At 64.5% G+C, this 24783-nt stretch carries 17 protein-coding genes; 6 read left to right on the top strand and 11 right to left on the bottom strand.

The annotated features are described in order from the left end of the window. Window positions 1-36: 36 nt before the first annotated feature. Window positions 37-1128 (top strand): GGDEF domain-containing protein, encoded by a 1092-nt coding sequence (locus AC3RCM_RS12120; protein ID WP_064493267.1) that lies wholly within the window; start codon window positions 37-39, stop codon window positions 1126-1128. A 30-nt stretch (window positions 1129-1158) separates the two neighbouring features. Here AC3RCM_RS12120 and AC3RCM_RS12115 read toward each other — a convergent pair whose 3' ends face one another. Next, the gene (locus tag AC3RCM_RS12115) at window positions 1159-2460 is read right to left on the bottom strand and encodes an ATP-binding protein (RefSeq protein WP_064493266.1); all 1302 of its coding nucleotides are present in this window, start codon (window positions 2458-2460) and stop codon (window positions 1159-1161) included. Between the two features lie 6 nt (window positions 2461-2466). After that, window positions 2467-3168 (bottom strand): response regulator, encoded by a 702-nt coding sequence (locus AC3RCM_RS12110; RefSeq protein WP_019437505.1) that lies wholly within the window; start codon window positions 3166-3168, stop codon window positions 2467-2469. A 245-nt stretch (window positions 3169-3413) separates the two neighbouring features. Here AC3RCM_RS12110 and AC3RCM_RS12105 point away from each other — a divergent pair, with 245 nt between their 5' ends. The 3 genes from AC3RCM_RS12105 to mobA all read left to right on the top strand — a co-directional run bounded on the left by AC3RCM_RS12105 (window position 3414) and on the right by mobA (window position 8366). Then, window positions 3414-4589: an efflux RND transporter periplasmic adaptor subunit gene (locus AC3RCM_RS12105; protein ID WP_492629638.1), complete on the top strand. Its 1176-nt coding sequence runs from the start codon at window positions 3414-3416 to the stop codon at window positions 4587-4589. 11 nt (window positions 4590-4600) lie between these two features. After that, window positions 4601-7729: a multidrug efflux RND transporter permease subunit gene (locus tag AC3RCM_RS12100; RefSeq protein WP_409312022.1), complete on the top strand. Its 3129-nt coding sequence runs from the start codon at window positions 4601-4603 to the stop codon at window positions 7727-7729. A 61-nt stretch (window positions 7730-7790) separates the two neighbouring features. Then, entirely contained in the window at window positions 7791-8366 is a 576-nt protein-coding gene (gene mobA / locus AC3RCM_RS12095) for a molybdenum cofactor guanylyltransferase MobA (protein WP_010954323.1), read from the top strand. Between the two features lie 830 nt (window positions 8367-9196). On the opposite strand, the gene AC3RCM_RS12090 is transcribed toward mobA, so the two are convergent. The 5 genes from AC3RCM_RS12090 to peaA form a co-directional block, all read right to left on the bottom strand. Next, window positions 9197-10870, bottom strand: a complete 1674-nt coding sequence (locus AC3RCM_RS12090) for a fatty acid CoA ligase family protein (protein WP_104887720.1) — start codon at window positions 10868-10870, stop codon at window positions 9197-9199. Window positions 10871-11010: 140 nt separating this feature from the next. Further along, the gene (gene peaD / locus AC3RCM_RS12085; protein WP_014859935.1) at window positions 11011-12132 is read right to left on the bottom strand and encodes a quinohemoprotein amine dehydrogenase subunit beta; all 1122 of its coding nucleotides are present in this window, start codon (window positions 12130-12132) and stop codon (window positions 11011-11013) included. Between the two features lie 31 nt (window positions 12133-12163). After that, on the bottom strand, window positions 12164-12487 hold the full coding sequence (qhpC, locus tag AC3RCM_RS12080) for a quinohemoprotein amine dehydrogenase subunit gamma (protein WP_004375838.1): 324 nt from the start codon (window positions 12485-12487) through the stop codon (window positions 12164-12166). Between the two features lies 1 nt (window position 12488). Continuing rightward, a complete protein-coding gene (gene peaB / locus AC3RCM_RS12075; protein WP_064492342.1) occupies window positions 12489-13919 on the bottom strand; it encodes a quinohemoprotein amine dehydrogenase maturation protein in 1431 nt (476 codons plus the stop codon). Between the two features lie 48 nt (window positions 13920-13967). Beyond that, window positions 13968-15533: a quinohemoprotein amine dehydrogenase subunit alpha gene (gene peaA, locus AC3RCM_RS12070; protein ID WP_409320197.1), complete on the bottom strand. Its 1566-nt coding sequence runs from the start codon at window positions 15531-15533 to the stop codon at window positions 13968-13970. Between the two features lie 403 nt (window positions 15534-15936). On the opposite strand from peaA, the gene AC3RCM_RS12065 reads away from it, so the two are divergent. Together AC3RCM_RS12065 and AC3RCM_RS12060 are read left to right on the top strand one after the other, a co-directional pair. Next, entirely contained in the window at window positions 15937-17430 is a 1494-nt protein-coding gene (locus AC3RCM_RS12065; RefSeq protein ID WP_020192690.1) for an aldehyde dehydrogenase family protein, read from the top strand. Window positions 17431-17568: 138 nt separating this feature from the next. After that, a complete protein-coding gene (locus AC3RCM_RS12060) occupies window positions 17569-18882 on the top strand; it encodes an alginate export family protein (protein WP_003247999.1) in 1314 nt (437 codons plus the stop codon). Between the two features lie 130 nt (window positions 18883-19012). Here the strand turns inward: AC3RCM_RS12060 and qhpG are convergent, their stop codons facing one another. From qhpG to AC3RCM_RS12040, 4 genes are read right to left on the bottom strand one after another with little or no spacing between them, the layout of a single operon-like run. Beyond that, complete coding sequence (gene qhpG / locus AC3RCM_RS12055) at window positions 19013-20305, bottom strand: flavin-dependent monooxygenase QhpG (protein ID WP_064493400.1); 1293 nt, start codon at window positions 20303-20305, stop codon at window positions 19013-19015. Further along, a complete protein-coding gene (gene qhpE, locus AC3RCM_RS12050) occupies window positions 20298-20975 on the bottom strand; it encodes a subtilisin-like serine protease QhpE (protein WP_492629637.1) in 678 nt (225 codons plus the stop codon). The genes qhpG and qhpE overlap by 8 nt, the downstream gene beginning before the upstream one ends. Further along, a complete protein-coding gene (locus AC3RCM_RS12045) occupies window positions 20965-22698 on the bottom strand; it encodes an ABC transporter ATP-binding protein (protein ID WP_104887724.1) in 1734 nt (577 codons plus the stop codon). The genes qhpE and AC3RCM_RS12045 overlap by 11 nt, the downstream gene beginning before the upstream one ends. Before the next feature lies 1 nt (window position 22699). Continuing rightward, window positions 22700-24610: a sigma-54-dependent Fis family transcriptional regulator gene (locus tag AC3RCM_RS12040; protein ID WP_190869179.1), complete on the bottom strand. Its 1911-nt coding sequence runs from the start codon at window positions 24608-24610 to the stop codon at window positions 22700-22702. Window positions 24611-24783: the final 173 nt, after the last annotated feature.

The raw sequence follows: 24783 nt of genomic DNA, 5'->3' as shown, positions 1-24783 counted from the left end.
CAGGCCTGAAAAAGTAGTAGCCTCAGGAGCCCACCGATGTTCAAGACCATCGAAGCCCACGTACGCCAGCAGGTCGCGCCCGCCGCCCTGCGCGCCGAGTTCCGCCAGCACGAATTCGAGTCCATGCGCTCGTTCTGCCTGCTGGTATTCTCGATCAGCGTCCTGATCTGGCTGGTCTTCGACCTGATCGTCAGCTTCCTCGGCGACCAAGGCTTCACCTGGCTGTCCTTCCTGTTCATCGCCCTGCTCGGCAGCCTGATCGTAGTGCTGCATTTCACTCGCCGCAGCCATCACTTCGACGTGCTCAACCTGCTGTTCATTACCGTCATCACCCTGGGCATGCGCCTGGTGATCGAAGGCATCCCGATAGCCCTGCGCCCGGTGTGGTTGGTGCTCGGGGTGTCCACCGTGCTGTATGCCATGTCGGTGCTACCGGTGCGGCGCTGGTCATTCTTCTGCGCCATGGTCATCACCTGGGTGATGCTTAATCCGTTCTACCACACCCGCATCGAGCCCGATGCGCTCGAAGGCGCCATGCTGATCAGCTATGCCGTTTTTCTAAGCGGCCTGGTCAGCTACAGCTACCTGCAGATCCGCAAGGCCAAGCTGCATAATTTCTACCTGTCCAAGGTGTTGCTGGAGCAGGCCTACGTCGATGCCCTGACCGACATTCCCAACCGCCGCTCGTTCATGGCCCAGGCCGACCGCCAGCTGCGGATGGCGACGTCCGGGCAGTACCTGGCCATGATCGATATCGACAATTTCAAGCGGGTCAATGACCGTTTCGGCCATGACGTGGGCGATGAAGTGCTCAAGCGCGTGGCCCTGCATATCAAGACAAGCATGGCCGATCAGGCGTTTGCCCGGCTGGGAGGTGAAGAGTTTGCGATCTTCTTTGAAGGGCTGGATCAGCAAGGGGCCGAGCAGCGAGTGGCCGCGCTGTGCCAGCGCGTGCGCGAGGACGCTGGCGAGCACCCGGTCACCATCAGCATTGGCCTGGCCAGGGTCGACCGGGGAGAGAGCCTGACCACCGCGCTGGTCCGCGCCGATCAGGCATTGTATGAAGCCAAGCACACTGGCAAGGACCGCTTTGTGTCGTGGTCCAGCGAGCTGGCAGAGCAGGATTAGCAGGCCCGTCTCTTCGCGGTTGCGGCGCCCCTATCCGCCGGCGGGTAAACGAATCCTGAACTGCGCCCCACCCAGCGCCGACTGCGCCAGGGTCAAGGTGCCACCCTGCCCCTCGATCGCCCGCCGGCTGATGGCCAACCCCAGGCCAAAACCACCGGTGTTGCGATCGCGACTGCGGTCCAGACGGTAGAACGGCTGGAAAACCCGCTCGCGCTCCTCCACAGGGACGCCAATCCCGTCATCCTCCACCGTCAGCAGGCAGGCGCCATCGGCTTCCAGGCGCAAACGCAGCAACAGGCTTTCATCGCAATAGCGCATGGCATTGCGCACCAGGTTCTGCACCGCGCGCGCCGTCAGTCGCGGGTCCAGTACAAAGCGCGGCAACTCACCCTCGGCGCGCACTTCCCACTGGATACCCCGGCCATCGAGTTCCTCGGCAAAGCCCCCAAGCACACTGTCGACCAGCTCCAGCAGCGATACCTCCACCCGCTCCCGCGCCTGGTCGGCGTTGTACAACCGGCTATAGGACAGCAGCTCCAGCACCAGTTCATCCAGCTCGCGCACATGCCCGACCAGCTCCAGCAGGCGCTTGCGGCTGGCTGGCGGCACTTCGTCGAACAGCAGCACCAGGCCGAAGTCCAGCCGGGTCAGTGGCGTGCGTAACTCGTGCGATACCGCATTGAGCAGTTCACGCTGCTGGTTGACATGGCGTTCCAGGTCACTGGCCATGGTGTCGAATACCCCGGCCAGTTCACCAATGTTGGAGTGAGGCGAAATGTGCGTACGCTCGGCCATCTGCCCCTGGCCCAGGCGCCGAGCGGTCTCCTTGAGGCGCTCCAGATCACGCCAGTGCGGCCAGACCCACAGCAGCAGGCAACCCAGCATGGCTGCACCAATCAACACGGTCACGCCCCACGACAGCACGTTGATGTCCAGCGGGTCTGGCGGGGAATGCAGGCGTACCAGCCACTCCTTGTCCAGCGGCGCCAGCACCGTCTCGTAATAGCCCCACTCGGCAATGCGCACTGCGTACAGGCCATGCTCCAGGCGCGCCTGCTCCTCATCGCTCAAACCGGCCTGATCCCTGCGCAGCAGCTGCAGTTCCAGCGGCGCGAAATCACTGGCCAGTTCCTGCTCCACCGCTGGCCACTGCTCGCGCGGGGCCAGGCGGAACTGGCGCACGATCAACGCTTGTACACCCTTGGCCTGGTCCAGGTTGTAGGCCATGAACCGGTCGCGGAACAGGCCGACGATGGTGTCAGGGATGAACAGCAATGCACCGGCGTAGGCGACGATGATCACCAGGTACAACCGCACCAGGATCTTGAGCATGGCCGATCAGCACTCCCACTCGACACGGCTGAACAGGTAGCCCTTGCCCCACACGGTCTTGATCTTGCGCGCTTCGCCGGCGTTGTCGTCGAACTTGCGCCGCAGTTTGGAAATGGCCACGTCAACGGAGCGATCGGTGCCATTGAACTCGATGCCACGCAGCTGTTGCAGGATACGGTCGCGGTTCATCACCTCACCAGCATTGCGCGCCAGCACCACCAGCAGGTTGTACTCACCGCTGGACAGCTCCACCTCCTCGCCGCGCCAACTCACCGTGCGCTCGGCCAGGTCGATACGCAGGCCACCAATCAGGATCAGGTCGTTGTCCAGGCGCGGTTCGTTGACACTGCTGCGGCGCAGCAGCGTGCGCACCCGGGCCAGCAGCACGCGTGGCTCACAGGGTTTGGTCACGTAGTCGTCGGCCCCCATTTCCAGGCCTAGCACCTGGTCATGGCTGTCGTCGCGGGCCGTCAGCATGAGGATTGGCAGGGTCTGCGACTCCTGGCGCAGCAGCCGGCACAGCTGCAGGCCATCGATGCCCGGCAGCATCAGGTCAAGGATGACCAGGTCAGGCCTTTGCCGACGGTACTCGTCCAGCACATGATCGCCCCGGGCGATCACCTGGACATGGAAGTCGTTGCGTTGCAGGTAGCTGGCGATCAGCTCGGACAGGGCGCTGTCGTCTTCGACCAGGAAAATGTTCGGCATAGGTGCTTGGGCGTCTGGGTTGAAGTAAGCCTGTGGCGAGCGCTTCGCGGGTAAACCCGCTCCTGCGGGTCCCCGTAGGAGCGGGTTCACCCGCGAAAGGGCCAGCACAGGCGCATCCAGAATATAGAACCCAACCACTCGACAGGATCATTCTTCACACTTTTTCACACTCGCCCTACAGGTATTAACAGCCGCCCAGGCAGCGTCTGCCTTAGCATATACACGGTCATCATCGGAAGATCCGCATGCCTACTACCCTCTCCCCGTGCCTGCGCCCGTTGGCGCTCATGGCATTCCTGAGCCTGTCCCTGGCCGGTTGCAGCGACAGCGCCGAGCCAGACGAACAGGCCCCCACTGCGCAAGTGCGCGTGGAAACCCTGCAACTGCAGCCACTGGCCATCAGCAGTGAACTCAGCGGCCGTATCCTCGCGCCACGCACCGCCGAAGTGCGTGCGCGGGTCGCAGGTGTGGTGCTCAAGCGGGTGTACCGCGAAGGCAGCGACGTCAAGCGGGGTGATGTACTGTTCCTGATCGACCCGGCGCCGTTCAAGGCCGACCACGACAGCGCCCGCGCCACGCTGGCCAAGGCCGAGGCCACCCGGTACCAGGCGCGCCTGCAAGAGCAGCGCTACCGCGAGCTGGTCGACGACAAAGCCGTCAGCCGCCAGGAATACGACAACGCCAAGGCCAGTTTCCTGCAGGCCGATGCCGAAGTGGCCGAAGCCAGGGCGGCGCTGGAGCGCGCCCGGCTGAACCTCGGCTATGCCACCGTGACCGCGCCGATCTCCGGCCGTATCGGCCGCGCCCAGGTCACCGAAGGCGCGCTGGTCGGGCAAAACGAAACCACCCCGCTGGCGACCATCCAGCAGTTGGACCCGATCCATGCCGATGTCACCCAGTCTACCCGCGAGCTCAACGCCCTGCGCCGCGCCCTGCGCGCCGGCGAATTGCAGCGGGTGGGCGACGGCCAGGCACGCGCCACGCTGATTCAGGATGACGGCAGCGCCTACCCGCTGCCGGGCAAGCTGCTGTTCTCCGACATCAGCGTCGACCCCAGCACCAACCAGATCACCCTGCGCAGCGAGTTCCCCAACCCGGACCTCGACCTGCTGCCAGGCAGCTACGTGCGGGTACGCCTGGAGCAAGCGGTGCAACCCAAGGGCCTGAGCGTGCCGCAACGCGCCATCCTGCGCGACAGCGCCGGTGTGCCCAAGGTGCTGGTGGTAGACCAGCACGCCCGGGTCAGCGACCGCCAGGTTGTACTGGGCAGCGCCCAGGGTGACCGCTGGATCGTCAGCGAGGGCCTGGCGGCCGGTGAGCGGGTGGTGGTCGAGGGCCTGCAGCACGTCAAGGCCGGTGACCAGGTGCAGGTCGACAACACGCCCGCTGCCCCACCCATCGCACAGCATACCGGCCAGTGAGGGCCTGATTCATGCCGCAATTCTTCATCGATCGCCCGGTATTCGCCTGGGTGGTCGCACTGTTCATCCTGCTGGCCGGCGCGCTGGCCATCCCGCAACTGCCGGTGGCCCAGTACCCCAACGTGGCACCGCCGCAGGTGGAAATCTACGCCGTGTACCCGGGCGCCTCGGCGGCGACCATGGACGAAAGCGTGGTCAGCCTGATCGAACAGGAGCTCAACGGCGCCGACAACCTGCTGTACTTCGAGTCGCAGAGCAGCCTGGGCAGCGCCACCATCACCGCCACCTTCGCCCCGGGTACCCACCCGGACCTGGCCCAGGTCGACGTGCAGAACCGCCTGAAGGTGGTCGAGTCGCGCCTGCCGCGCCCGGTCACCCAGCAGGGCCTGCAGGTGGAGAAAGTGTCCACCGGCTTCCTGCTGTTGGCGACCCTCACCTCCGAAGACGGCAAGCTCGATGAAACAGCGCTGTCGGACATCCTTGCACGTAACGTGATGGACGAGATCCGCCGCCTCAAGGGCGTCGGCAAGGCCCAGTTGTATGGCTCCGAACGGGCCATGCGCATCTGGATCGACCCGCGCAAGCTGATCGGTTTCAACCTCACGCCCAACGATGTAGCCGAAGCCATCGCTGCGCAGAACGCCCAGGTCGCCCCTGGCAGCATCGGCGATCTGCCCAGCCGCAGCACTCAGGAGATCACCGCCAACGTGGTGGTCAAAGGCCAGTTGAGCAGCCCCGAAGAGTTTGCTGCCATTGTCCTGCGCGCCAACCCGGACGGCTCCACGGTCACCATCGGGGATGTCGCCCGGGTTGAAATCGGTGCCCAGGAATACCAGTACGGCACGCGCCTGAACGGCAAACCGGCCACGGCCTTCAGCGTGCAGTTGTCGCCCGGCGCCAACGCCATGGAAACCGCTACCCTGGTACGGGCGAAGATGCAGGACCTGGCGCGCTACTTCCCGGAAGGCGTCAAGTACGACATCCCCTACGACACCTCGCCGTTCGTCAAGGTGTCGATCGAGCAGGTCATCAACACCCTGTTCGAGGCCATGCTGCTGGTGTTCGCAGTCATGTTCCTGTTCCTGCAGAACCTGCGCTACACGCTGATCCCGACCCTGGTCGTGCCAGTGGCATTGATGGGCACCTTCGCCGTGATGCTGGCCATGGGCTTCTCGGTCAATGTGCTGACACTGTTCGGCATGGTACTGGCCATCGGCATTCTGGTCGACGATGCCATCGTGGTGGTGGAGAACGTTGAACGCATCATGGCCGAAGAAGGCTTGCCGCCCAAGCAAGCCACGCGCAAGGCCATGGGCCAGATCAGCGGTGCAATCGTCGGCATCACGCTGGTGCTGGTGGCGGTATTCCTGCCCATGGCCTTCATGCAAGGCTCGGTGGGGGTGATCTACCAGCAGTTCTCGCTGTCGATGGCGGTGTCGATCCTGTTCTCGGCGTTTCTCGCCCTCAGCCTGACCCCGGCATTGTGCGCCACCCTGCTCAAGCCCGTGGCCAAAGGCGAGCACCATGAACGCAAAGGCTTCTTCGGCTGGTTCAATCGCCGCTTCGAAAGCATGAGCAACGGCTACCAGCGCTGGGTGGTGCAGGCGCTCAAGCGCAGTGGCCGCTACCTGCTGGTGTACGCGGTGCTGCTGGCGGTGCTGGGCTACGGTTTCAGCCAGCTGCCTACGGCGTTCCTGCCCACCGAAGACCAGGGCTACACCATCACCGACATTCAACTGCCGCCGGGCGCCAGCCGCATGCGCACCGAACAAGTAGCCGCGCAGATCGAGGCGCACAACGCCGAAGAACCGGGTGTGGGCAACACCACCTTGATCCTCGGCTTCAGCTTCTCCGGTAGCGGGCAGAACGCGGCGCTGGCCTTCACCACCCTCAAGGACTGGTCCGAGCGCGGCGCCGACGACAGCGCCCAGTCGATCGCCGACCGCGCGACCATGGCCTTCACCCAGCTCAAGGACGCGATTGCCTATTCGGTACTGCCGCCCCCCATTGACGGCCTCGGTGAGTCGACCGGTTTCGAATTTCGCCTTCAGGACCGTGGCGGCATGGGCCACGCCGAGCTGATGGCAGCCCGTGACCAGTTGCTCGAAAGCGCCAGCAAAAGCAAGGTGCTGACTAACGTGCGCGAAGCCTCGCTGGCGGAAAGCCCGCAGGTGCAACTGGAAATCGACCGCCGCCAGGCTAATGCACTGGGTGTGTCGTTTGCCGATATCGGCACGGTGCTGGACGTGGCCGTGGGCTCCAGCTACGTCAACGATTTCCCCAACCAGGGCCGCATGCAGCGGGTGGTGGTGCAGGCCGAAGGTGACCAGCGCAGCCAGGTCGAAGACTTGCTGAACATTCACGTGCGCAACGACAGCGGCAAGATGGTGCCACTGGGTGCGTTCGTGCAGGCCAGGTGGGTCAGCGGCCCGGTGCAACTGACCCGCTACAACGGTTACCCGGCGGTGTCGATCTCAGGCGAGCCAGCCGCCGGCTACAGCTCGGGCGAGGCCATGGCCGAAGTCGAGCGGCTGGTGGCGCAGCTACCGCCCGGTACCGGCCTGGAATGGACCGGCCTGTCACTGCAGGAGCGGCTGTCCGGTAGCCAGGCCCCCCTGCTGATGGCGCTGTCGCTGCTGGTGGTGTTCCTGTGCCTGGCTGCGCTGTACGAAAGCTGGTCGATCCCGACTGCGGTGCTGCTGGTCGTTCCGCTCGGTGTGCTCGGTGCGGTGCTGGCGGTGACCTTGCGCGGCATGCCCAACGACGTGTTCTTCAAGGTTGGCCTGATTACCCTGATCGGCCTGTCGGCGAAGAACGCCATCCTGATCATCGAGTTCGCCAAGCATCTGGTTGACCAGGGCGTGGACGCCGCCGACGCCGCCGTGCAAGCGGCCCGCCTGCGCCTGCGGCCGATAGTGATGACGTCGCTGGCGTTCATCCTCGGCGTGGTGCCCCTGGCCATCGCCAGCGGCGCAAGCTCTGCCAGCCAGCAGGCGATTGGCACCGGGGTGATCGGCGGCATGCTCAGCGCCACCCTGGCGGTGGTGTTCGTGCCGGTGTTCTTCGTGGTGGTGATGCGCCTGTCCGGGCGACGCCAGGCGCATGACAGCGACGGGCAACCCGTACCCCGCGAAAGCTGACTGGACAAGCCCCGCGTGAAATGGGAGGGTTCCCGGCAATGACTGCCCGGAACCCTTTTTCATGCCTGACGCACTCCCCCCCTGCTCCATCCTCATTCTCGCCGGTGGCCGCGGCCAGCGCATGGGCGGCCGTGACAAGGGCCTGGTGGACTGGCAAGGCGAGCCGTTGATTGCACATGTTCATCGAGCGGTGCGGCCACTGAGCGACGACCTGGTGATTTCCTGCAATCGCAACCAGGCGGCATACCAGGCATACGCCGACCGGTTGGTGGGCGATGCAGAAGCCGACTTCCCCGGGCCGCTGGCGGGGGTGATTGCCGGGCTCAGGGTGGCACGTCATGCGTGGGTGGTGGTGCTGGCTTGTGATGCGCCGCTGGTTGATCGCGAATTGATTGAGGGCCTGCTGCGGCTGGCAGTGGCCGGTAACAGCGCGGCAATGGTGCGTCAGGGTGGTTTCTGGCAGCCGATGTTCAGCGTACTGCCCAAGCGGGTGTTGCCGGTGTTGGAGCAGGCCTGGGCAGCGGGCGAGCGGAGTTTGCAGAAGGCCCTGCTGCGCGAGGCGGTGCAAGGGCTGGAGTGCGCCGAGAGTGATCGCCGGCTAAGCAACTTCAACAGCCCGGAACGGCTGCAGGACTGAGGGCATGACACCGCCCTCACAGGTAATCCACAACACCTCAGGACTGTGGTGATCTTGTGGGAGCGGGCATGCCCGCGAAGAAATCACCGCGGTGGATGGCACCGGCTCTGCCGGTGTTCGCGGGTAAACCCGCTCCTACGACGGCCTGTGGTGATCTTGTGTGGGCATGCCCGCGAAGAAACCACCGCGGTGGATGGCACCGGCTCTGCCGGTGTTCGCGGGTAAACCCGCTCCTACGACGGACTGTGGTGATCTTGTGGGAGCGGGCATGCCCGCGAAGAAACCACCGCGGTGGATGGCACCGGCTCTGCCGGTGTTCGCGGGTAAACCCGCTCCTACGACGGCCTGTGGTGATCTTGTGGGAGCGGGCATGCCCGCGAAGAAACCACCGCGGTGGATGGCACCGGCTCTGCCGGTGTTCGCGGGTAAATCCGCTCCTACGACGGCCTGTGGTGATCTTGTGGGCCCGCGAAGAAACCACCGCGGTATGGCACCGGCTCTGCCGGTGTTCGCGGGTAAACCCGCTCCTACGACGGCCTGTGGTGATCTTGTGGGAGCGGGCATGCCCGCGAAGAAACCACCGCGGTGAATGGCACCGGTTCTGCCGGTGTTCGCGGGTAAACCCGCTCCTACGACGGCCTGTGTCCAACCACCGACCTGTGTCCACCCCGATCCGGCGTAGGAGCGGGTTTACCCGCGAATACGGTAGCGGCGGCAACAGTGAACGGCGGGTGGGGATTGGCCAGCAGGGCCGGCCCTTTCGCGAGTAAACCCGCTCCTACAGGCTACCGCGCACAAGGCTGTTGCTTTCACCTTGCGCGCGTAAAAGGTCATCTGGCAGACAGCTCTTCGACACTGATCTCGCGCATCCGGAATTTCTGCACCTTGCCCGTCACCGTCATCGGGAACTCGTCGACAAAACGGAAATACCGGGGCACCTTGAAGTGCGCAATCCGTGCCCTCGCCCACTCACGCAACTCTACCTCACTGACAGCATGCCCCGGGTGCAGCCGCACCCAGGCCACGATCTCTTCACCGTACTTGCTGCAGGGCACGCCAATCACCTGCACATCGGCCACCGCCGGGTGGGTGAAGAAGAACTCCTCCAGCTCGCGCGGGTAAATGTTCTCGCCGCCGCGAATGATCATGTCCTTGCTGCGCCCGACAATACGCACATAGCCCTGCTCGTCCATCACCGCCAGGTCGCCGGTGTGCATCCAGCCCTCTGCGTCGATGCTCTCGGCGGTGGCTTTGGGGTTGTTCCAGTAACCCAGCATCACGCTGTAGCCGCGGGTGCACAGTTCGCCGATCTCACCACGCGGGACAGTGTTGCCTTCAGCGTCCACCACCTTGCTCTCCAGCCGGGGCTGGGTGCGACCGACGCTGGTCACGCGACGCTCCAGGTCGTCAGCGGCACCGGTCTGCAAGGACACCGGGCTGGTCTCGGTCATGCCATAGGCAATCTGCACTTCGGCCATGTGCATCTCGCCAATCACCCGGCGCATCACCTCGATCGGGCAGGTCGCGCCGGCCATGATCCCGGTGCGCAGGCTCGACAGGTCGAATTCACCACGCTGCGGATGGTCCAGTTCGGCAATGAACATGGTCGGTACGCCATACAGCGCAGTGGCTTTTTCCTGCGCCACTGCGCGCAGCGTGGCCAGCGGGTCGAAGGCATCGCTGGGGTAAATCAGTGCGCTGCCGTGGGTCATGCAGCCAAGGTTGGCCATGACCATGCCAAAGCAGTGGTAAAGCGGCACCGGCACCACCAGCCGATCTTGCTCGGTAAGGCCCAGGCTTTCACCGACCATGTACCCGTTGTTGAGGATATTGCTGTGGCTAAGGGTGGCCCCCTTGGGGAAACCGGTGGTGCCTGAGGTGTACTGGATGTTGATCGGGTCGTCGCAACGCAATTGTGCCTGGCGTGCGGCCAGGGCCTCGCCGCTGACGGCCTCGGCACGGGCCTGCAATGCGTGCCAGGCCAGAACCCCCCGCGGTGGCGACAGCGCCAGGCTGACCACGCCACGCAGTTCGGGGAACCGCTCGCAGATCAGCGCACCCGGTTGGCTGCTGGCCAGGCCCGGGAGCAGGCCCTGCAGCATGGCGTGGTAATCGGAGGTCTTGAATGCGTCGGCACAGATCACCCAGCGGCAGCCGGACTGGCCAAGGGCATAGTCCAGTTCGCTGGAGCGGTAGGCCGGGTTGATGTTGACCAGGATCGCGCCGACCTTGGCGCTGGCGAACTGGGTAATGCACCACTCGGCGCAGTTGGGTGCCCAGATGCCAAGACGGTCACCGGGCTGCACGCCCAGGGCCATCAGCGCGCGGGCGTGCTGGTCGACGGCGTCGGCCAGTTGCCGCCACGTGTAGCGCAGGGCCTGATGGTGAACCACCAGCGCCTCACGGTCGGGGAAGCGGGCCACGGTGGCGTCGAAGGCGTCGCCGATGCATTGGGTCAGCAGGGGCTTGTCCTGGTTGCCCTGGGTGTAGCTTGGCTGGGGCATGGGCGTTCTCTTGTTGTTCTTGTGTTTTCTGTGCTGGCCTCTTCGCGGGTGAACCCGCTCCTACACAGGACGGCGCCACATTTGGGGCCTGTGGAGGTTTTCGTAGGCGCGGGTTTACCCGCGAAGAAGCACACACCGGTTTAGCGAACGAACACCTGCGGCGTCGTGGTAGACATGTCACCACCCGGCAACTTGATGTTCTTTACCTTTTCCAGCGTATCCGGATTGAACACCGCCAGGTCATTGAAGGTGCCGCCCAGGTAAAGCTTGTCGCCCTTCTTGTCGAACGTCACGCAGTAGTAGGTGTGCTCCAGATTAGCCGCCTTGATCAGCTTGCGCTGTTTGATGTCGTACTTGGCCAGGCGGTTGAGCACGCCGTAGATCTGGTTCGGGTCCTTGGGCGAGCGCAGGCCGGTGAAGTACAGCTCGGTCAGGTCGGCGAACTCCTGGGTGTGGGTCTTACCGGTCTTCAGGTCGATGCTCAGGTAGCCATACAGCGGTTCGGCGGTGGCCGGGTCCTGCTTGTCATCCTTGAACCTGGCAATGGTGTACAGCATGGTGAACTCATGGCGCGGGCTCTGGTGCGGCCAGAAGTACAGCACGTCCGGGGCGCTGTAGCCTTTTCGGTTCCAGTTGCGCAGCGGCAGGGCTACCGAGTACTTGCCGGTCTTCACGTCCATCTTGTAAATGTCCGGCCCGGCAACGTACAGGCTGCCATCGTCGGAGGCGCGCATCAGGTACACCTGGCGCGGCATCGGGAAGGTGCGTACGGGCTTGGCCTGAAGGCCATCAGCGGTGCTGAACACCTCCAGCCGCGGTGGTTTGACCACGTAATGGTCGTTCAGCCTCTGGGTCGGGTTGACCGTGGCATACACCTCTTTGCCGTCTGGGCTGATGGCGAACGAATAGATCGACCGGCCGACTTCACCAGCTACGCTGGACAGGTTGGCGTGGAAGGTGTTCTTGCAAGTGTCCAGGTCGATGCCGTAGATGTCGCCGTAATGGTTGTTGAGTACGTAGGCGGTGCGGTTGTCCGGCGCCATCATTGCGGTGCCAGGGCCGAACTTGTCGGGCATCCGGCAGCTCTTGTAGACCGTGTCACTGGCCACATCGACCACATGCAGGTTGTTCGGGTAGTTGGTCACGATCATGTATTCGTGGCCAGCCTTGAGTGCCGGGCCAGTGTCGTCGGCCTGTGCCTGCCCGGCGCAAGCCATGGCGGCGATGGTGAGCGCCAATGGCGCGCAGCGTCCAGCTTTCATGCGGTTTCCCCTTGTCATTCTTGTTGGGCCGTCACTTGTCTTTCGGGAACACGGTACCGAGGTTGCGCCAGTCCTCTGCCGAGTTGGACGCCTGGGCGTTCCAGTCCTGGTAGGTGCTCATCATGTCCGGCACCTGGGCCGGCCACCAGCAAGGGTCGGAACAACCATAAAGGTCAGCTTCCATCGGCTGGCACAGCGAGCTCACGCCGCCAAAGGCGTCCACCTCCCAGCCCGGGTCGGTAGTGGCCGTGCAGCCTGCCACCGCGCTCATTGCCATCACTTCTTCGACACGGTCTTCGGCGGCGGCCTGCTCCAGGATGCGCGCCTTGTTGTTCAGGGGCTTCAAGTGCTTCATGTCAATGCGCCTTCCGCGGGGTGATGTAGCGATCGATGAAGGCCGGGTTGGCGGCCATGATGCGGCTGTAGACTTCAATACCGAAGTCCACCCAGTCGCGCATCAGTTCGCAGTAGTGATAGGTCGGGTGCTGCGGGTCGCCGTAGCGCGCATAGCTTTCGTGATAGCAGCCGCCGGAGCACAGGTTGCGGATGCGACAGCTTTCACAGCCGGTGTTGCTGCGGTCCAGGCGCTGGGACAGGAAGTCGTTGAGCTGCGCCTGCTTCACGCCCTGGTGCACGTTACCGAAGGTGGGCAGGCTGGAGCCGGTGAAGCGGTGGCACAGGTTCAGCTCACCTTCGTGGTCCACTGCCAGCATCTTCAACCCGGCGCCACACGGCAGGGCCTTCTTGTGGCCTTCGTGGATGTCGGTGATCAACTGATGCAAGTTGGAGAACCCGATGTTGCGGTGCTCGAGTGCCGCCTCCAGGTAGCGCCGGCCGAGGGCCTTCATGTTGGCGAAGACCTGCACCAGCTCTTCGCCAGTAAGGTTGAAGTCGGCCATGTCGCCAGAGGTAACCGGGGCAAAGCCGACCTCGGCGAAACCCATTTCGTTGAACAGGTGGTTCCAGATGGTTTCAACGTCGGTAATGCCACGGGTCAGCGTGACCCGCGCGCCCACCGGCCGGCTGGTGTAGCGTGACAGCAGCAGGTCGGCCTTGCGCCGCACCACGTCATAGGTGCCCTGCCCGCCCACGGTGATACGGTTGCGGTCGTGCACGGTCTTGGGGCCATCGATGCTGATCGACAGGCCAAAGCGGTGCGCGTTGAGCCAATCGATGATTTCTTCGGTCAGCAAGGTAGCGTTGGTGGTCATGATGAACTCCACCTGCTTACCCGCCTCGGCGAACCGCCGCTCGCAGTAAGCCACCATGTGCTCGATCAACGGCCGGTTGGACAGCGGTTCGCCACCGAAGAACACCACGCTATAGCGCTGCTCGTTGGGTGACTCCTTGAGCAGCATCTCCACCGAGGCTTCGGCGGTGGCGGTACTCATCTTCTTGCCGGCGGAAGGCTTGTCCAGGTCTTCCTTGTAGCAATAGGTGCAGCTGAGGTTGCAACCGGTGTTGACGTTGAGCACCACGGTGTTGAGCGCGGTGCGCTCGACTTGCCTGAGGGCGATTTCCGGGGTCAGCGGCGAGCCGTCGCTGACCAGCTCCAGCGCGATCAGCTCGCGCAGGGTGTCCTGGATATCCTCGCCGGCAAACTGCTGGCCAAGGCGCTGCATCAGCTCCTCGGCCGAGCAGCCTTGCTGGCGCAAGGTGTCGATGATGCCGCCGGTCACCGCGTCAGCGGTGAACAGCGAACTGCTGGGAATATGGAACAGCATGCGGTCGGCATCAACCTGTACTTCGTGCAGGTTGCGTTCGACCAGGTTCAGTAGTACGCCCATGGCGACCTCCCGATAATCGATCCGTTGGAAAACCGTTGCAGCCTGCCGTTACGGCAGCGGCGGGTTATTCCAGCGCTGTACGGTGACGATCATGTGCCCTTCGCCGGTCTGGCCACCGTCGGCCAGTGTGGCGATGACCTTCAGGTTACCGGCGTTGTTGGTCATCATCTTGCGCTCAGGGTTGGGCCCGGCACCGCCTGGCACGAACACACCGTCAGCCTGCATCTGCCCGGCGAACTTGACGTCTTCATCCTCGACAGCACGCTCGTTGAACGGCTCGACCTTCCAGCTGGCCGGCAGGTAGCCGATACGCAGCGGCTGGCCATTGGCATCCTTGCCCCAGGCTTCGGCCTCGAAACGCCCCTGCACTTTCGGCACGGAGGCACCGTTCTCGCCAATGCGCGCGATGGAGAACGCCGGCACGACCTTCACTTCGTCGACCTTGTCGTAAACCGCCAGGTTCACGCCCTTGAGCGCACCTACCGCCACCTCGCGCAGCCCTGGCCTGGCATCGGCCGCGGCGCGGGCCTTGACCCTTACCAGGGTCGGGGTCTGCTCCAGCACTTCGGTCACTTCCACCCCGGCGCCCAGGTCCGGCTTGCCAGTCAGGCCGCTGCCAACCAGGGTGATTTCGCTTTCGCCTCCGGCTTTGATGAACGCCGGTTGTACCGCCAGCAACTGCGCCTTGCCTTCTTTTACGGCGCTGAAGTCCAGGCCGCGCTCATCGTGATCGGCTTCGAACATACGGCCTTTCATTTCGCCATCCAGCGCGGCGAACACCTGGCGCAGGTTGGCATCGCCAACCTTCACATTGCCCCGCCATTCATAACCGTTGTACAGGATGGCCGAGCCGCTGCCGTTGAACGGTGTACCGTCGGCGTAAGCGCCCTTGACCTCGACCTTGAAGGTATCGCCCTCTCCGGCCGTGACGCTCATCACCCCACGTACATCGCCCTTGGCCAGCATATGACCGCTGAATGCCCACTGCCCCGGCAGTACGTCCGCCTTGGGTTTGGCCTTCTGCCATTCGGCCCAGGCCGCGCTGTCCATCGGGAAGCGCTTGGCAAGGTCCGGCACCACTTGCTGCAGGGCGATCGGCAGCCAGTCGCGGTCACGCGCCTGGGCCTGGTATTCAAGGGACGGCCATTGGCCAAGGTGGAAGTGGACCAAGTGTTCCCACTCCTTGGCCGGGCGCCGTTGCAAGGCGACACGGGCACCCGAGTGGCAACGGCCACAGGTCTCGCTGAGCTGGGTGTCGAAGTGCTCGACGGTATTGAGCCGACGCTCCATGGCGTAACGCACGCCATCGGTTTCGCTGGGCGCCAGGCCCTGTTTGTCGGCCAGGTATTTGACCAGCGTGCGACGATCGTCATCGCTGATCTGAAGGCCATGCATCACCTGCATGCGGGCGATGCTCATCAGCCAGCCTTCCGGTGTCTTGCGCTGGTGGCTGATGCGGCTATAGGCGTCGTTGCCTTCGGGGATATGGCACCCCATGCACTTGTTCTGCAACAGGCTCGGGCCCTGCTCGGCCGCCATGGCCTGGGTGCTCAGCAGCGCGGCGGCGACCAGCGCCAGTTTGCCCGCATGCCGCCGGAGTCGAGTCGTCTTCAAGGTCAGACCTCCACGGTTGTTGTTCTTATCGTTTTCGCACGCTTTGGTACAGCAGGTGTGCATGTGACGGTTGTGATACAGGAACTGTGCCAGTTAGGGTAAAAGCGTTTCCTTTCAACCCTTTAAGCGGTTTTCGTGGCTTGGCCAGGAGCCGGGATGGCCATTTGCAGCGTGCCATTTCGCGACAGGGTGTTTCATGTTGAGACAGGGCCCGCGAAGAGGCCGAACAGCCACTGTTTCACCACCGTCTCACACCGTCTCAATGTGCAACAGGGCAACCCGGCAATCGCAGCCTTGCGCTCAGGCAAAACCCAACGCCCACAACACTTTGCGGCCATCAGCCCAGGTTGGCACGGCCATTGCGCCAGTGCCCGTCACATCCAATGACAAGAGGCACAGCCCCATGCTTTCCGAACTGCCCATCCTGCCCGCCACCCGCGCCTTTCTCGAACGCAAGCTGAAGATGCGCATCGGTGCCGACTGGCAGGACGCCGCCAGCGGTCGCACCCTGTCGTTCCGCAACCCGGCCACCGGCGAAGTGCTGGGTGAAGTGCCGGCCGCCGAGGCCGAAGATGTCGACCGCGCCGTGCGCGCTGCACGCCAGGCCTTCGACGACTCGCCCTGGAGCCGCATGCGCCCACGCGAGCGGCAGAACCTGCTGTGGCGCCTGGCCGACCTGATGGAGCGCGATGCGCGTCAGCTGGCCGAACTGGAATGCCTGAACAATGGCAAGAGCGCCGCCGTGGCCCAGGTGATGGACGTGCAACTGGCCATCGACTTCCTGCGCTATATGGCGGGCTGGGCCACCAAGATCGAGGGTAGCACCGTCGAAGCGTCCATGCCGTTGATGCCCAACGACCAGTTCCACGGCTTCGTACGCCGCGAGGCAGTGGGCGTGGTTGGCGCCATCGTCGCCTGGAACTTCCCACTGCTGCTGGCCTGCTGGAAGCTCGGCCCGGCACTGGCCACCGGCTGCACCGTGGTGCTCAAGCCTGCCGATGAAACCCCACTGAGCGTGCTCAAGCTGGCCGAGCTGGTCGACGAGGCCGGCTACCCGGCCGGCGTGTTCAACGTGGTTACCGGTACCGGCCTGAACGCCGGCGCCGCGCTCAGCCGCCACCCCGGCGTAGACAAACTGACCTTCACCGGCTCCACCGAGGTCGGCAAGCTGATCGGCAAGGCGGCCATGGACAACATGACCCGCGTCACCCTGGAACTGGGCGGCAAGTCGCCGACCATCGTCATGCCCGACGCCAACCTGCAGGAAGCCGCAGCCGGTGCGGCCACGGCGATCTTCTTCAACCAGGGCCAGGTGTGCTGCGCAGGCTCGCGGCTGTATGTGCACCGCAAGCACTTCGACAATGTGGTGGCCGACATCGCCGGAATTGCCAATGCCATGAAGCTGGGCAACGGGCTGGACCCGGCGGTGCAGATGGGCCCGCTGATTTCAGCCAAGCAGCAGGACCGCGTCACCGGCTACATCGAACTTGGCCGCGAACTGGGCGCCACCATCGCCTGCGGGGGTGAAGGTTTCGGGCCTGGTTACTTCGTCAAGCCGACGGTGATTGTCGATGTGGACCAGCGTCACCGTCTGGTACAGGAAGAAATATTCGGGCCGGTGCTGGTGGCGATGCCATTCGATGACATCGACGAAGTGATCGGCATGGCCAACGACAATCCCTACGGCCTGGGTGCAAGTATCTGGTCCAACGACCTGGCCGCTGTGCACCGCATGATCCCGCGCATCAAGTCCGGCTCGGTGTGGGTCAACTGCCACAGCGCGCTGGACCCGGCGCTGCCGTTTGGTGGCTACAAGATGTCTGGCGTTGGTCGTGAGATGGGTTCAGCGGCCATCGAGCATTACACCGAGCTGAAATCGGTGTTGATCAAGCTCTGATCTTTTTCCTGTACCGGCCTCTTCGCGGGTAAACCCGCTCCTACACCAGGTATCACCTGCCCTGTAGGAGCGGGTTCACCCGCGAAGAGGCCGGCACAGGCAACAAAAAAACAACAATAAAAACCATGGAGCAACCCCATGAGGCACACACTCGCCTGCACATTGGCCCTGCTGTTAACCGCCCCCGCCAGCCAAGCCTACGAGCTGTACAACCACGATGGCACCACCCTCAACGCCAACCTCGAAGCCCTGTTCGGCGTCTTCCACAGCGACGAAAGCTTCAACCAGGCCGGCAACCGCCAACCCGGCAGCACCGCCTGGCAGGAAGGCTACGTAAAATACGGCCTCAGCGGCAGCCAGACCCTGGCCGATAGCGGCACCCTCTACGGCGCCTTCAGCCTGCTCAGTTCCGCCACCTGGGGCGATGGCGACGCCGCCGGCCTGACCCTGGGTGACGAACGTCGCACCGCCATCGAAGACCTGTATTTGGGCTGGCGCTCGGCCAACCTGTTTCCGGCGCTGGGCGAAGATGGCGTCGACATTTCCGGTGGCCGCCAGGTCGTCACCCTGGGTGATGGTTTCCTGATCCAGGGTGACCCGGTCAACCTGGGCAAGGTCGACCTGGGGGCCAACTTCGACCGCGGCGGTGCCTACTACCTGGCCGCACGCAAGGCCTTCGACCGCACCGCCGTGCTGCGCCTGGGCGGCAACCAGGGCTGGCGCGGTGATCTGATGTGGTTGAAGTCCGACAACCATTACCAGGCCGACACTTCCCTGGCGGTCGCCAACCTGGAGCACGTCGCCGATACCGGCACCGTCGGCCTGAGCTGGATCCGCGGCCTCGACGTGGACCAGCGCTACGCGCAGATCATGGGCCTGGAACACCGCGACGGCATGGACACCGCCAGCCTGCGCGGGCGCGGCAACCTGGGCGTGAAAGATCTGGAACTGGCCGCCGAGTACGTGACTCAGGACAAGACCGGCGGGCGCGAGAATGCCTGGTACCTGGAGGGCAACTGGACCTTCTCCCAACTGCCCTGGTCACCCACCGCCACCTACCGCTACAGCCGCTTCTCCGAAGGCTTCGACCCGCTGTTCTATGGCCTGAGCCGGGGCTACGGCACCTGGTTCCAGGGTGAAGTGGCAGCCAACTATGCCGGGCCGTTCAACAAGAACAGTCAAGTGCACCATGTAGCGCTGAAGGGCAAGCCACGGGACAACCTGACCGTCGGCGCACTGTACTTCGACTTCGACACGCTGGACACCGACCAGGGCAACCTTGGCGGGCGCGAGCTGGACCTGTATGTGGAATGGATGGTCAACGACCACCTGCTGATCAGTCCGGTGGTGGGGTTCTACAAGCCGGAGCGCAGTGCTGCCAATGGCGGTACGCAGCTGGGTGGGCGGGATACCGGGACTTACCTGCAGTTGATTGTCGGGACCTTTTTCTGATCCGACATCCTGGGGCTGCTTCGCAGCCCATCGCGACGCAAGGCCGCTCCCACAGGGTTGTATGGTTGGGTTGTGTGGACTGTGGGAGCGGCCTTGCGTCGCGATGGGCCGCAAAGCGGCCCCGGCAATCTCAAACCAACCCCTGCTCCCCCAGCCACCACCGCACTCTCCTCTGCTGTTCACCCGCAAGCCCCGACAACACCGCCTCAACAGGCCGCCCACTGCGTATTTGTCGCACCACAGGCGCCAGTTCCACCCCCTGCAAATGCCACACCCCCAACGGCTGATCCGCTGTCACCACCACCTCGGCCGCATCCACCAGCCCATCACGCAGTACAGGCCGCCGCTCAACCCGCACCGCTTGCCAATCAGGCGCCTCATGCAGGGGTTGCGCATCCGGCCAACCCTGGCGCCGGGCCCAGAACGGTTGCCCCACCCGGCTTTGTTCCTGGGCATAGAAATCCCGGCCAATGCGGGCAAAACGCAAGAACAGCTGCTCGACCCGCTGCTGGTGAAACTGCCGCGCCAACTCGGCCCGCTCAGGCCGGCGCAGCAACGTATTGATCACCACCGGCGCCTGCAATGCCGAAGAGAGCGACTGAAAAATCCCGTTGCCCGACAGCGGGTCAACGGCCATGGCGGCATCCCCCACCCGGATCCAGTCCTGCCCGACACATTCACCCGCCAGAATGGCGGTACTGCTGCGTGCATGCACCAGTGCCGGTATCAATGCCTGATCGTCGAACAGTTCGGCGACCAACGCGCTGCGGCCCCGCAACGTCACGCAGTAAGCTGCCAACCCAGCTTTCCCCGGCAGCCCGGCAGCCTCCTGGGTGACTTGCCAGTAACAGCGGCCATCTTCCAGCCGTGCCATCCACGCCCAGCCATCCTCCAGGCTCTCCACCGCCGACGCAGGCGCACCGGGGCTACCCTGCCAGACATTGAGCAGGCTGACCGTTTCCGGCCCACGCAGGCGGTCTGCGGCCAGGGGCGCCTGGCGGCCTCGGGCCTCAACCAGGAAATCAGCGGTCAGCACCTGCCCATCGTCCAGGCGCACATGATGACCGCCCCCCTGCACGACCTCACGCACCCGCCCCTCGACCACACTCACGCCTGCGCGCTGAAGGTCTTCGCGCAGCGCCTGGTCAAAACGTTGCCGGTCGAGCAAAAACTCCTGGTTCATCTGCAGATGCTGGCCGTTCCAGTGCACCTGGCGGGTGGTCGGCATGGCCGCCTGGCTCAAGGCCCCGCCAAGGCCTGCGTACCGCAAGCCCTCCAGCACCCGCTGCGAAACACCTTCAACTGCCGCGAAACGGCGCCACTCCGACACCACCGTCACGGTGTAACCCAGCCGCCGCAAGCCAATGGCCGTGGCGGCACCCGCAGGGCCGGCGCCCAGCACCACAATGCGCGGCTCAACCATGGCTGGGACCCCGTCGCTCGGGCCCGTTGAAGGCCGCATGCTCACGCAACCAGTCATGCACCTGCTGGCGGTCCATCCCCTGGGCATCACGCAGCAAGGCGGCAATCTTGCCGCTCAACGCCGCACAACCCAGGCTCGCACCCGCCCGCTCACCCGCGCCCACGTAAGCGCCAAAATCCGCCTGTCGCGTACCCAGCCACGACCATTGGCCCGGTGCACAGCGGGCATCGCCAGTGACCCGAATGACGCCTGGGTAGCTCGCCGGGAACACCGGCCCACCCTGTGCCGGGCTGGATGCACACAACAGCACACCTGCGGCCAAAGCCTCGGCACAGGCCTGGTGCAATACAGGCCGGTCCTGCTGCAAGCCCAGGCTGAGGTTGACCAGCGAGGCCCCCGACTCCACCAGCCACAGCAATGCGGCAGCCACCTGCAACGCACTGGTGCTGGCCTGGGCACTGAACACCTGGGCCACCAACACAGACACAGGACCAGCCTGGTGTTGCAAGCTGGCGTACACCGCACTGCCGTGCCCAAGTTGGTCGGGGAACATTTCACCTTCGCGCAACTGGCCGTCTTCCAGCCAGAAACGGCGGGCGTCCAGCAAGCCGTTGGCCTGCTCCGGCGAGCAACCGCTGTCGATGATGCCAACGCGCACGTCAGTGCCCATGTTTGATCACCTCCTGCGCCAGTACCTGCAACTGGCCGTCATGCAGTTGCAGATGCAGGTCGGCATCGGCCAGGGTCGAAGCCCGGTGGCTGATCAGGATGCGCGTGCGGCCGGCGAACAGCTGGTCGATGGCCGCGATCACTTCACGTTCGGTGGCCTCATCCACCGCCGAAGTGGCCTCGTCCAGCACCAGAATCGCCGGGGCCTGCAACACTGCACGAGCAATGGCGATGCGTTGTTTCTGGCCCCCGGACAACTGCTGGCCGCGCTCGCCCAGCAAGCCATCCAGGCCCAGCGGCAGGCTGTCGACCAGGCTGTCCAGCCGCGCCAGGCGCACCACCCGTTCCAGTTCATCACGGCTGGCCTCGGGCACGCCATAAGCCAGGTTCTGCGCCAGGGTGCCACGGAACAGCACGATGTCCTGGCTGACCACGGCGATTCGCCTGCGCAGCGCAGCCAGGTCAAGGTCGCGCAGGTCGACACCGTCCAGCAGGATGCGCCCGGCGTCCGGGTCGTAGAAGCGCTGCAGCAGGTCGATCAGGGTTGACTTGCCCACCCCGGAGGCACCGCTGATGGCGACTTTCAGGCCACCCGGGATGCTCACCTGCACGTTGTTCAGTACCGCACCCTGACGCCCCTCATGGGCAAAGCTCAGCGCCTCTAGGCGCAACTCGCCGGGGCCATTGGGGATGGGCTGCGGGTTGGCGGTCTGATGTACCGCTACCGCTTCCTGCTTCAATTCCATCACCCTTCCCAGGCTGACAGCCATGCGCTGCACCGCCACGTACAAGCCCAACAGGCTCTGCACCGGCCCAACCGCCATGCCCATGTAAGTAGAAAAAGCGATCAACGCGCCCAGTTGCCAGGTGCCCTGGATCACCCACCAGCCTCCGACCAGGAACGCACAGGCGCGGCACCACGAGGTGAGCGTGCCGGGGATGGCCTGGGTGAAGAATTCGGTCACCTGCACCTTCAGCAGCTGACGCATGTAACCTTGCCCAAGCTGGTCCAGGCGCCCTGCTTCCCGGCCTTGCTGGCCGGCCGCCTGAATGAACTTCATCGCCGGCAGGGTCTCGACCAGGAAAGACGACACATCCGCCGAGCGCTCACGCAAGTTGCGCACTTCGCGCTCCACCTTGCGCCGCATCCAGCGCAGCCACAGCACCTCGATCGGCACCAGCAGCACCAGCAACAGGGACAACTGCCACGACAGCATCAGCATCAACGTCACCGCGCCCACCAGGCCGATCACTGCCGACACCGCCGAGAACAGCGAGTCCACGGCAAAGCGCTGGATCTCTGCCACATCGCCATCCAGCCGCGAAAGAATGTCGCCGATACGCCGCCGCCCGTAAAAGGTCGGCGACAACTGCTGCAGATGGCGGTAAAGGTCGTCGCGCAAGGCGAACAGGATGCGCCCCGACAGGCGCGTATGCAGGTAGCGGTTGACGCCAGCCAGCACCGTGCCCAGCAGGCCCGCGCCGATCATGATTGCCGCCATGTGCCAAAGCGTTTGGTAATCCTTGGCCAGCAGCCCCTCATCGATCAGGGTCTTGACCAGCCAGGGTTGCGCCAGCGCCAGCAGCGATGCACCTAGCGACAAGCTGAGCAACAGGCCGATGGCATGCCGATGGGGGCGCACGAAACCATACAGCCAGGCCAACGCCTGGCGCATGAGTACAGGGTCGCTGGAATCCACCAGCCTTGCGAACAGGCCGCCCACGTCAGCCGCGCAACTGCTTGAGCTTGCGGTACAGCGTCGCCCGGCTGATACCCAGTGCCGCGGCGGCGGCCGAGACGTTGCCCTGGTGGCGTGCCAGAGCACCGCGAATCTGTTCCAGTTCACTGTCCTTGAGGCTGCCGGAGGGCGCTGTGCTGCTGGCCAGTTCGTCCAGCAGGCAGTCGGTAAGGTGATCGAGGGTCAGCACCTGCTCGCCATCCTCGCGCATGGCCAGCGCGGTGCGCACCACCATTTCCAGCTGACGGATGTTGCCGGGCCAGTCGAAGCCTTCGAGCAACGCGGTCAACGCCGGGTCGAGGGTTACGCCACGCGCATCGGCCTTGTCCAGCAGGCCCTGAATGATCGCCGCCAGGTCCTCACGTTCGCGCAGGGCCGGCAGGCGCAGCGACACACCGTTGACCCGGTAGAACAGGTCCTCACGGAAGTGTTGTTCCTGGACCAGGCGCTTGAGGTCGCGGTGGGTGGCGCAGATCAGCGCCACGTCGATGTCCTGCTCGTCACCCGCCCCCAAGGGTGCTACCCGGCGCTCCTGCAGTACCCGCAACAGGCGTGCTTGCAGGGCGAGCGGCATGTCGCCGATTTCGTCGAGGAACAGCGTGCCACCATGGGCCTGCATCAGCCGCCCGACCATGCCGCCCCGGCGCGAACCGGTGAAGGCGCCCTCACGGTAGCCGAACAGCTCGGACTCGATCAGCCCTTCGGGGATGGCCGCGCAGTTGACCGCCACGAACGGTTTGTCGGCACGCGGGCTGGCCTGGTGCAAGGCCCGAGCGACCACTTCCTTGCCGGTACCGGTTTCGCCCAGCAGTAGCACTGGCAAACCATTGCCCAGCCCCTGGCGAGCCATGCGTAGGTTGCGCGCCAGGCGTTGATCACCACCGGCCAGAGCATCGAGTGCAGGCGACTGTTTGCTCAAGGCCGGCTTGCTGGATGGTGTGCTGGGGGTTACCCGGCCATGGCGCGGCAGCTGTAGGGCACGGAAATAGAACTCGCCCTTGGCGGTCTGCACGCTGCTGACCCCGCCCTGCCACAGGCGAGCGATAAAGGCCGGGGAACGTTCGCCCAGCAGGTCGGTGCTGCGCCGCCCAATCAGTTCGTGACGCGGCACCTGCAACAGCTGGCAGGCACTGTCGTTGGCAGCCAGCACTTCGCCGTCCAGGCTCAGGGCCAACAGGCCGTGCCAGGCACTGTTGAGGTACTGCGGGCGGCTGTGGAAGGCCAGCACCAACTGGTCCGGGTGGCACAGGCCAAACAGGCGGCTTTCAATGTTGCCGGCTGCCAGCATCAGGGTCGACAGGCTGTCCTGCGGTTGCGCCATCACCCCTTCGCGGGTGATGTCGAGCACACCGATCACCTCGCCGCGCGGGTCGCGCAGTGGCACGGAAGTACAGGAGAACGGGCTGAGGCGGTCAAGGTAATGTTCGCCGCAGTTGATCAGCGTCGGCCGGCCTTCGACCACAGCGGTGCCGATGGCATTGGTGCCGCGCAGCGATTCGCTCCAGCAACTGCCCGGGTGCAGATCGCGCAGGCCTTCGCGTTGCAGCACGTGCTTCTGGCCTTCGATGGCCAGCACGTTGGCCTGGGCATCGCCGAGGATGACGATGCCAGCCTTGCCCTGGCGCGCGACCAGGTAGTCGAGTTCGGGGGTAACGGCATCGATCAGCAGGCGGTTGCGCTCCAGCAGCAGGCGCAGGTCATGGCCCTGTTCCAGGCCCAGGCCGACCTGTTCGCCCTGCAGGCAGTCCAGGCCGTGGCCCAGGCTGCGGCGCCAGGAGGCGTCGATCTCGTCGCGCAGCATCCCTAGCGGTAGTTCGCCTTCGCTGGCCAGCTTCAGGCGGGCCTCGCGGGATTCGTGCAGCGGGTCGTGGGCGTTTGTTATAAGTTGTCGCGCCATTTTCTACTCCGGCTGTGCCCCGCAATGTGACGGGGTACGGGCTTGGGAATTTTCCGCAGTGTGCGGGAGAAATGGCTGGGCGTCATCTGGTAGTGGATGGATTGGGGTGTAGCTGGCCAGGTTACTTGAAGCTGGCGCAATCCCTGTGGAAGCTGGCTTGCCGGCGATCACCG

The sequence above is a fragment of the Pseudomonas sp. GW823-FHT05G12 genome (assembly GCF_058795575.1).
Note: the sequence above shows the minus strand (reverse complement) of the source record. Positions and strands in the feature narration are given on the sequence as shown.

Excerpts from the sequence above, each read along its gene's own strand:
- AC3RCM_RS12120 (WP_064493267.1), top strand. The coding sequence starts at position 37 with ATGTTCAAGACCATCGAAGCCCACGTACGCCAGCAGGTCGCGCCCGCC.
- AC3RCM_RS12115 (WP_064493266.1), bottom strand. The coding sequence starts at position 2,460 with ATGCTCAAGATCCTGGTGCGGTTGTACCTGGTGATCATCGTCGCCTAC.
- AC3RCM_RS12110 (WP_019437505.1), bottom strand. The coding sequence starts at position 3,168 with ATGCCGAACATTTTCCTGGTCGAAGACGACAGCGCCCTGTCCGAGCTG.
- AC3RCM_RS12105 (WP_492629638.1), top strand. The coding sequence starts at position 3,414 with ATGCCTACTACCCTCTCCCCGTGCCTGCGCCCGTTGGCGCTCATGGCA.
- AC3RCM_RS12100 (WP_409312022.1), top strand. The coding sequence starts at position 4,601 with ATGCCGCAATTCTTCATCGATCGCCCGGTATTCGCCTGGGTGGTCGCA.
- mobA (WP_010954323.1), top strand. The coding sequence starts at position 7,791 with ATGCCTGACGCACTCCCCCCCTGCTCCATCCTCATTCTCGCCGGTGGC.
- AC3RCM_RS12090 (WP_104887720.1), bottom strand. The coding sequence starts at position 10,870 with ATGCCCCAGCCAAGCTACACCCAGGGCAACCAGGACAAGCCCCTGCTG.
- peaD (WP_014859935.1), bottom strand. The coding sequence starts at position 12,132 with ATGAAAGCTGGACGCTGCGCGCCATTGGCGCTCACCATCGCCGCCATG.
- qhpC (WP_004375838.1), bottom strand. The coding sequence starts at position 12,487 with ATGAAGCACTTGAAGCCCCTGAACAACAAGGCGCGCATCCTGGAGCAG.
- peaB (WP_064492342.1), bottom strand. The coding sequence starts at position 13,919 with ATGGGCGTACTACTGAACCTGGTCGAACGCAACCTGCACGAAGTACAG.
- AC3RCM_RS12065 (WP_020192690.1), top strand. The coding sequence starts at position 15,937 with ATGCTTTCCGAACTGCCCATCCTGCCCGCCACCCGCGCCTTTCTCGAA.
- AC3RCM_RS12060 (WP_003247999.1), top strand. The coding sequence starts at position 17,569 with ATGAGGCACACACTCGCCTGCACATTGGCCCTGCTGTTAACCGCCCCC.
- qhpG (WP_064493400.1), bottom strand. The coding sequence starts at position 20,305 with ATGGTTGAGCCGCGCATTGTGGTGCTGGGCGCCGGCCCTGCGGGTGCC.
- qhpE (WP_492629637.1), bottom strand. The coding sequence starts at position 20,975 with ATGGGCACTGACGTGCGCGTTGGCATCATCGACAGCGGTTGCTCGCCG.
- AC3RCM_RS12040 (WP_190869179.1), bottom strand. The coding sequence starts at position 24,610 with ATGGCGCGACAACTTATAACAAACGCCCACGACCCGCTGCACGAATCC.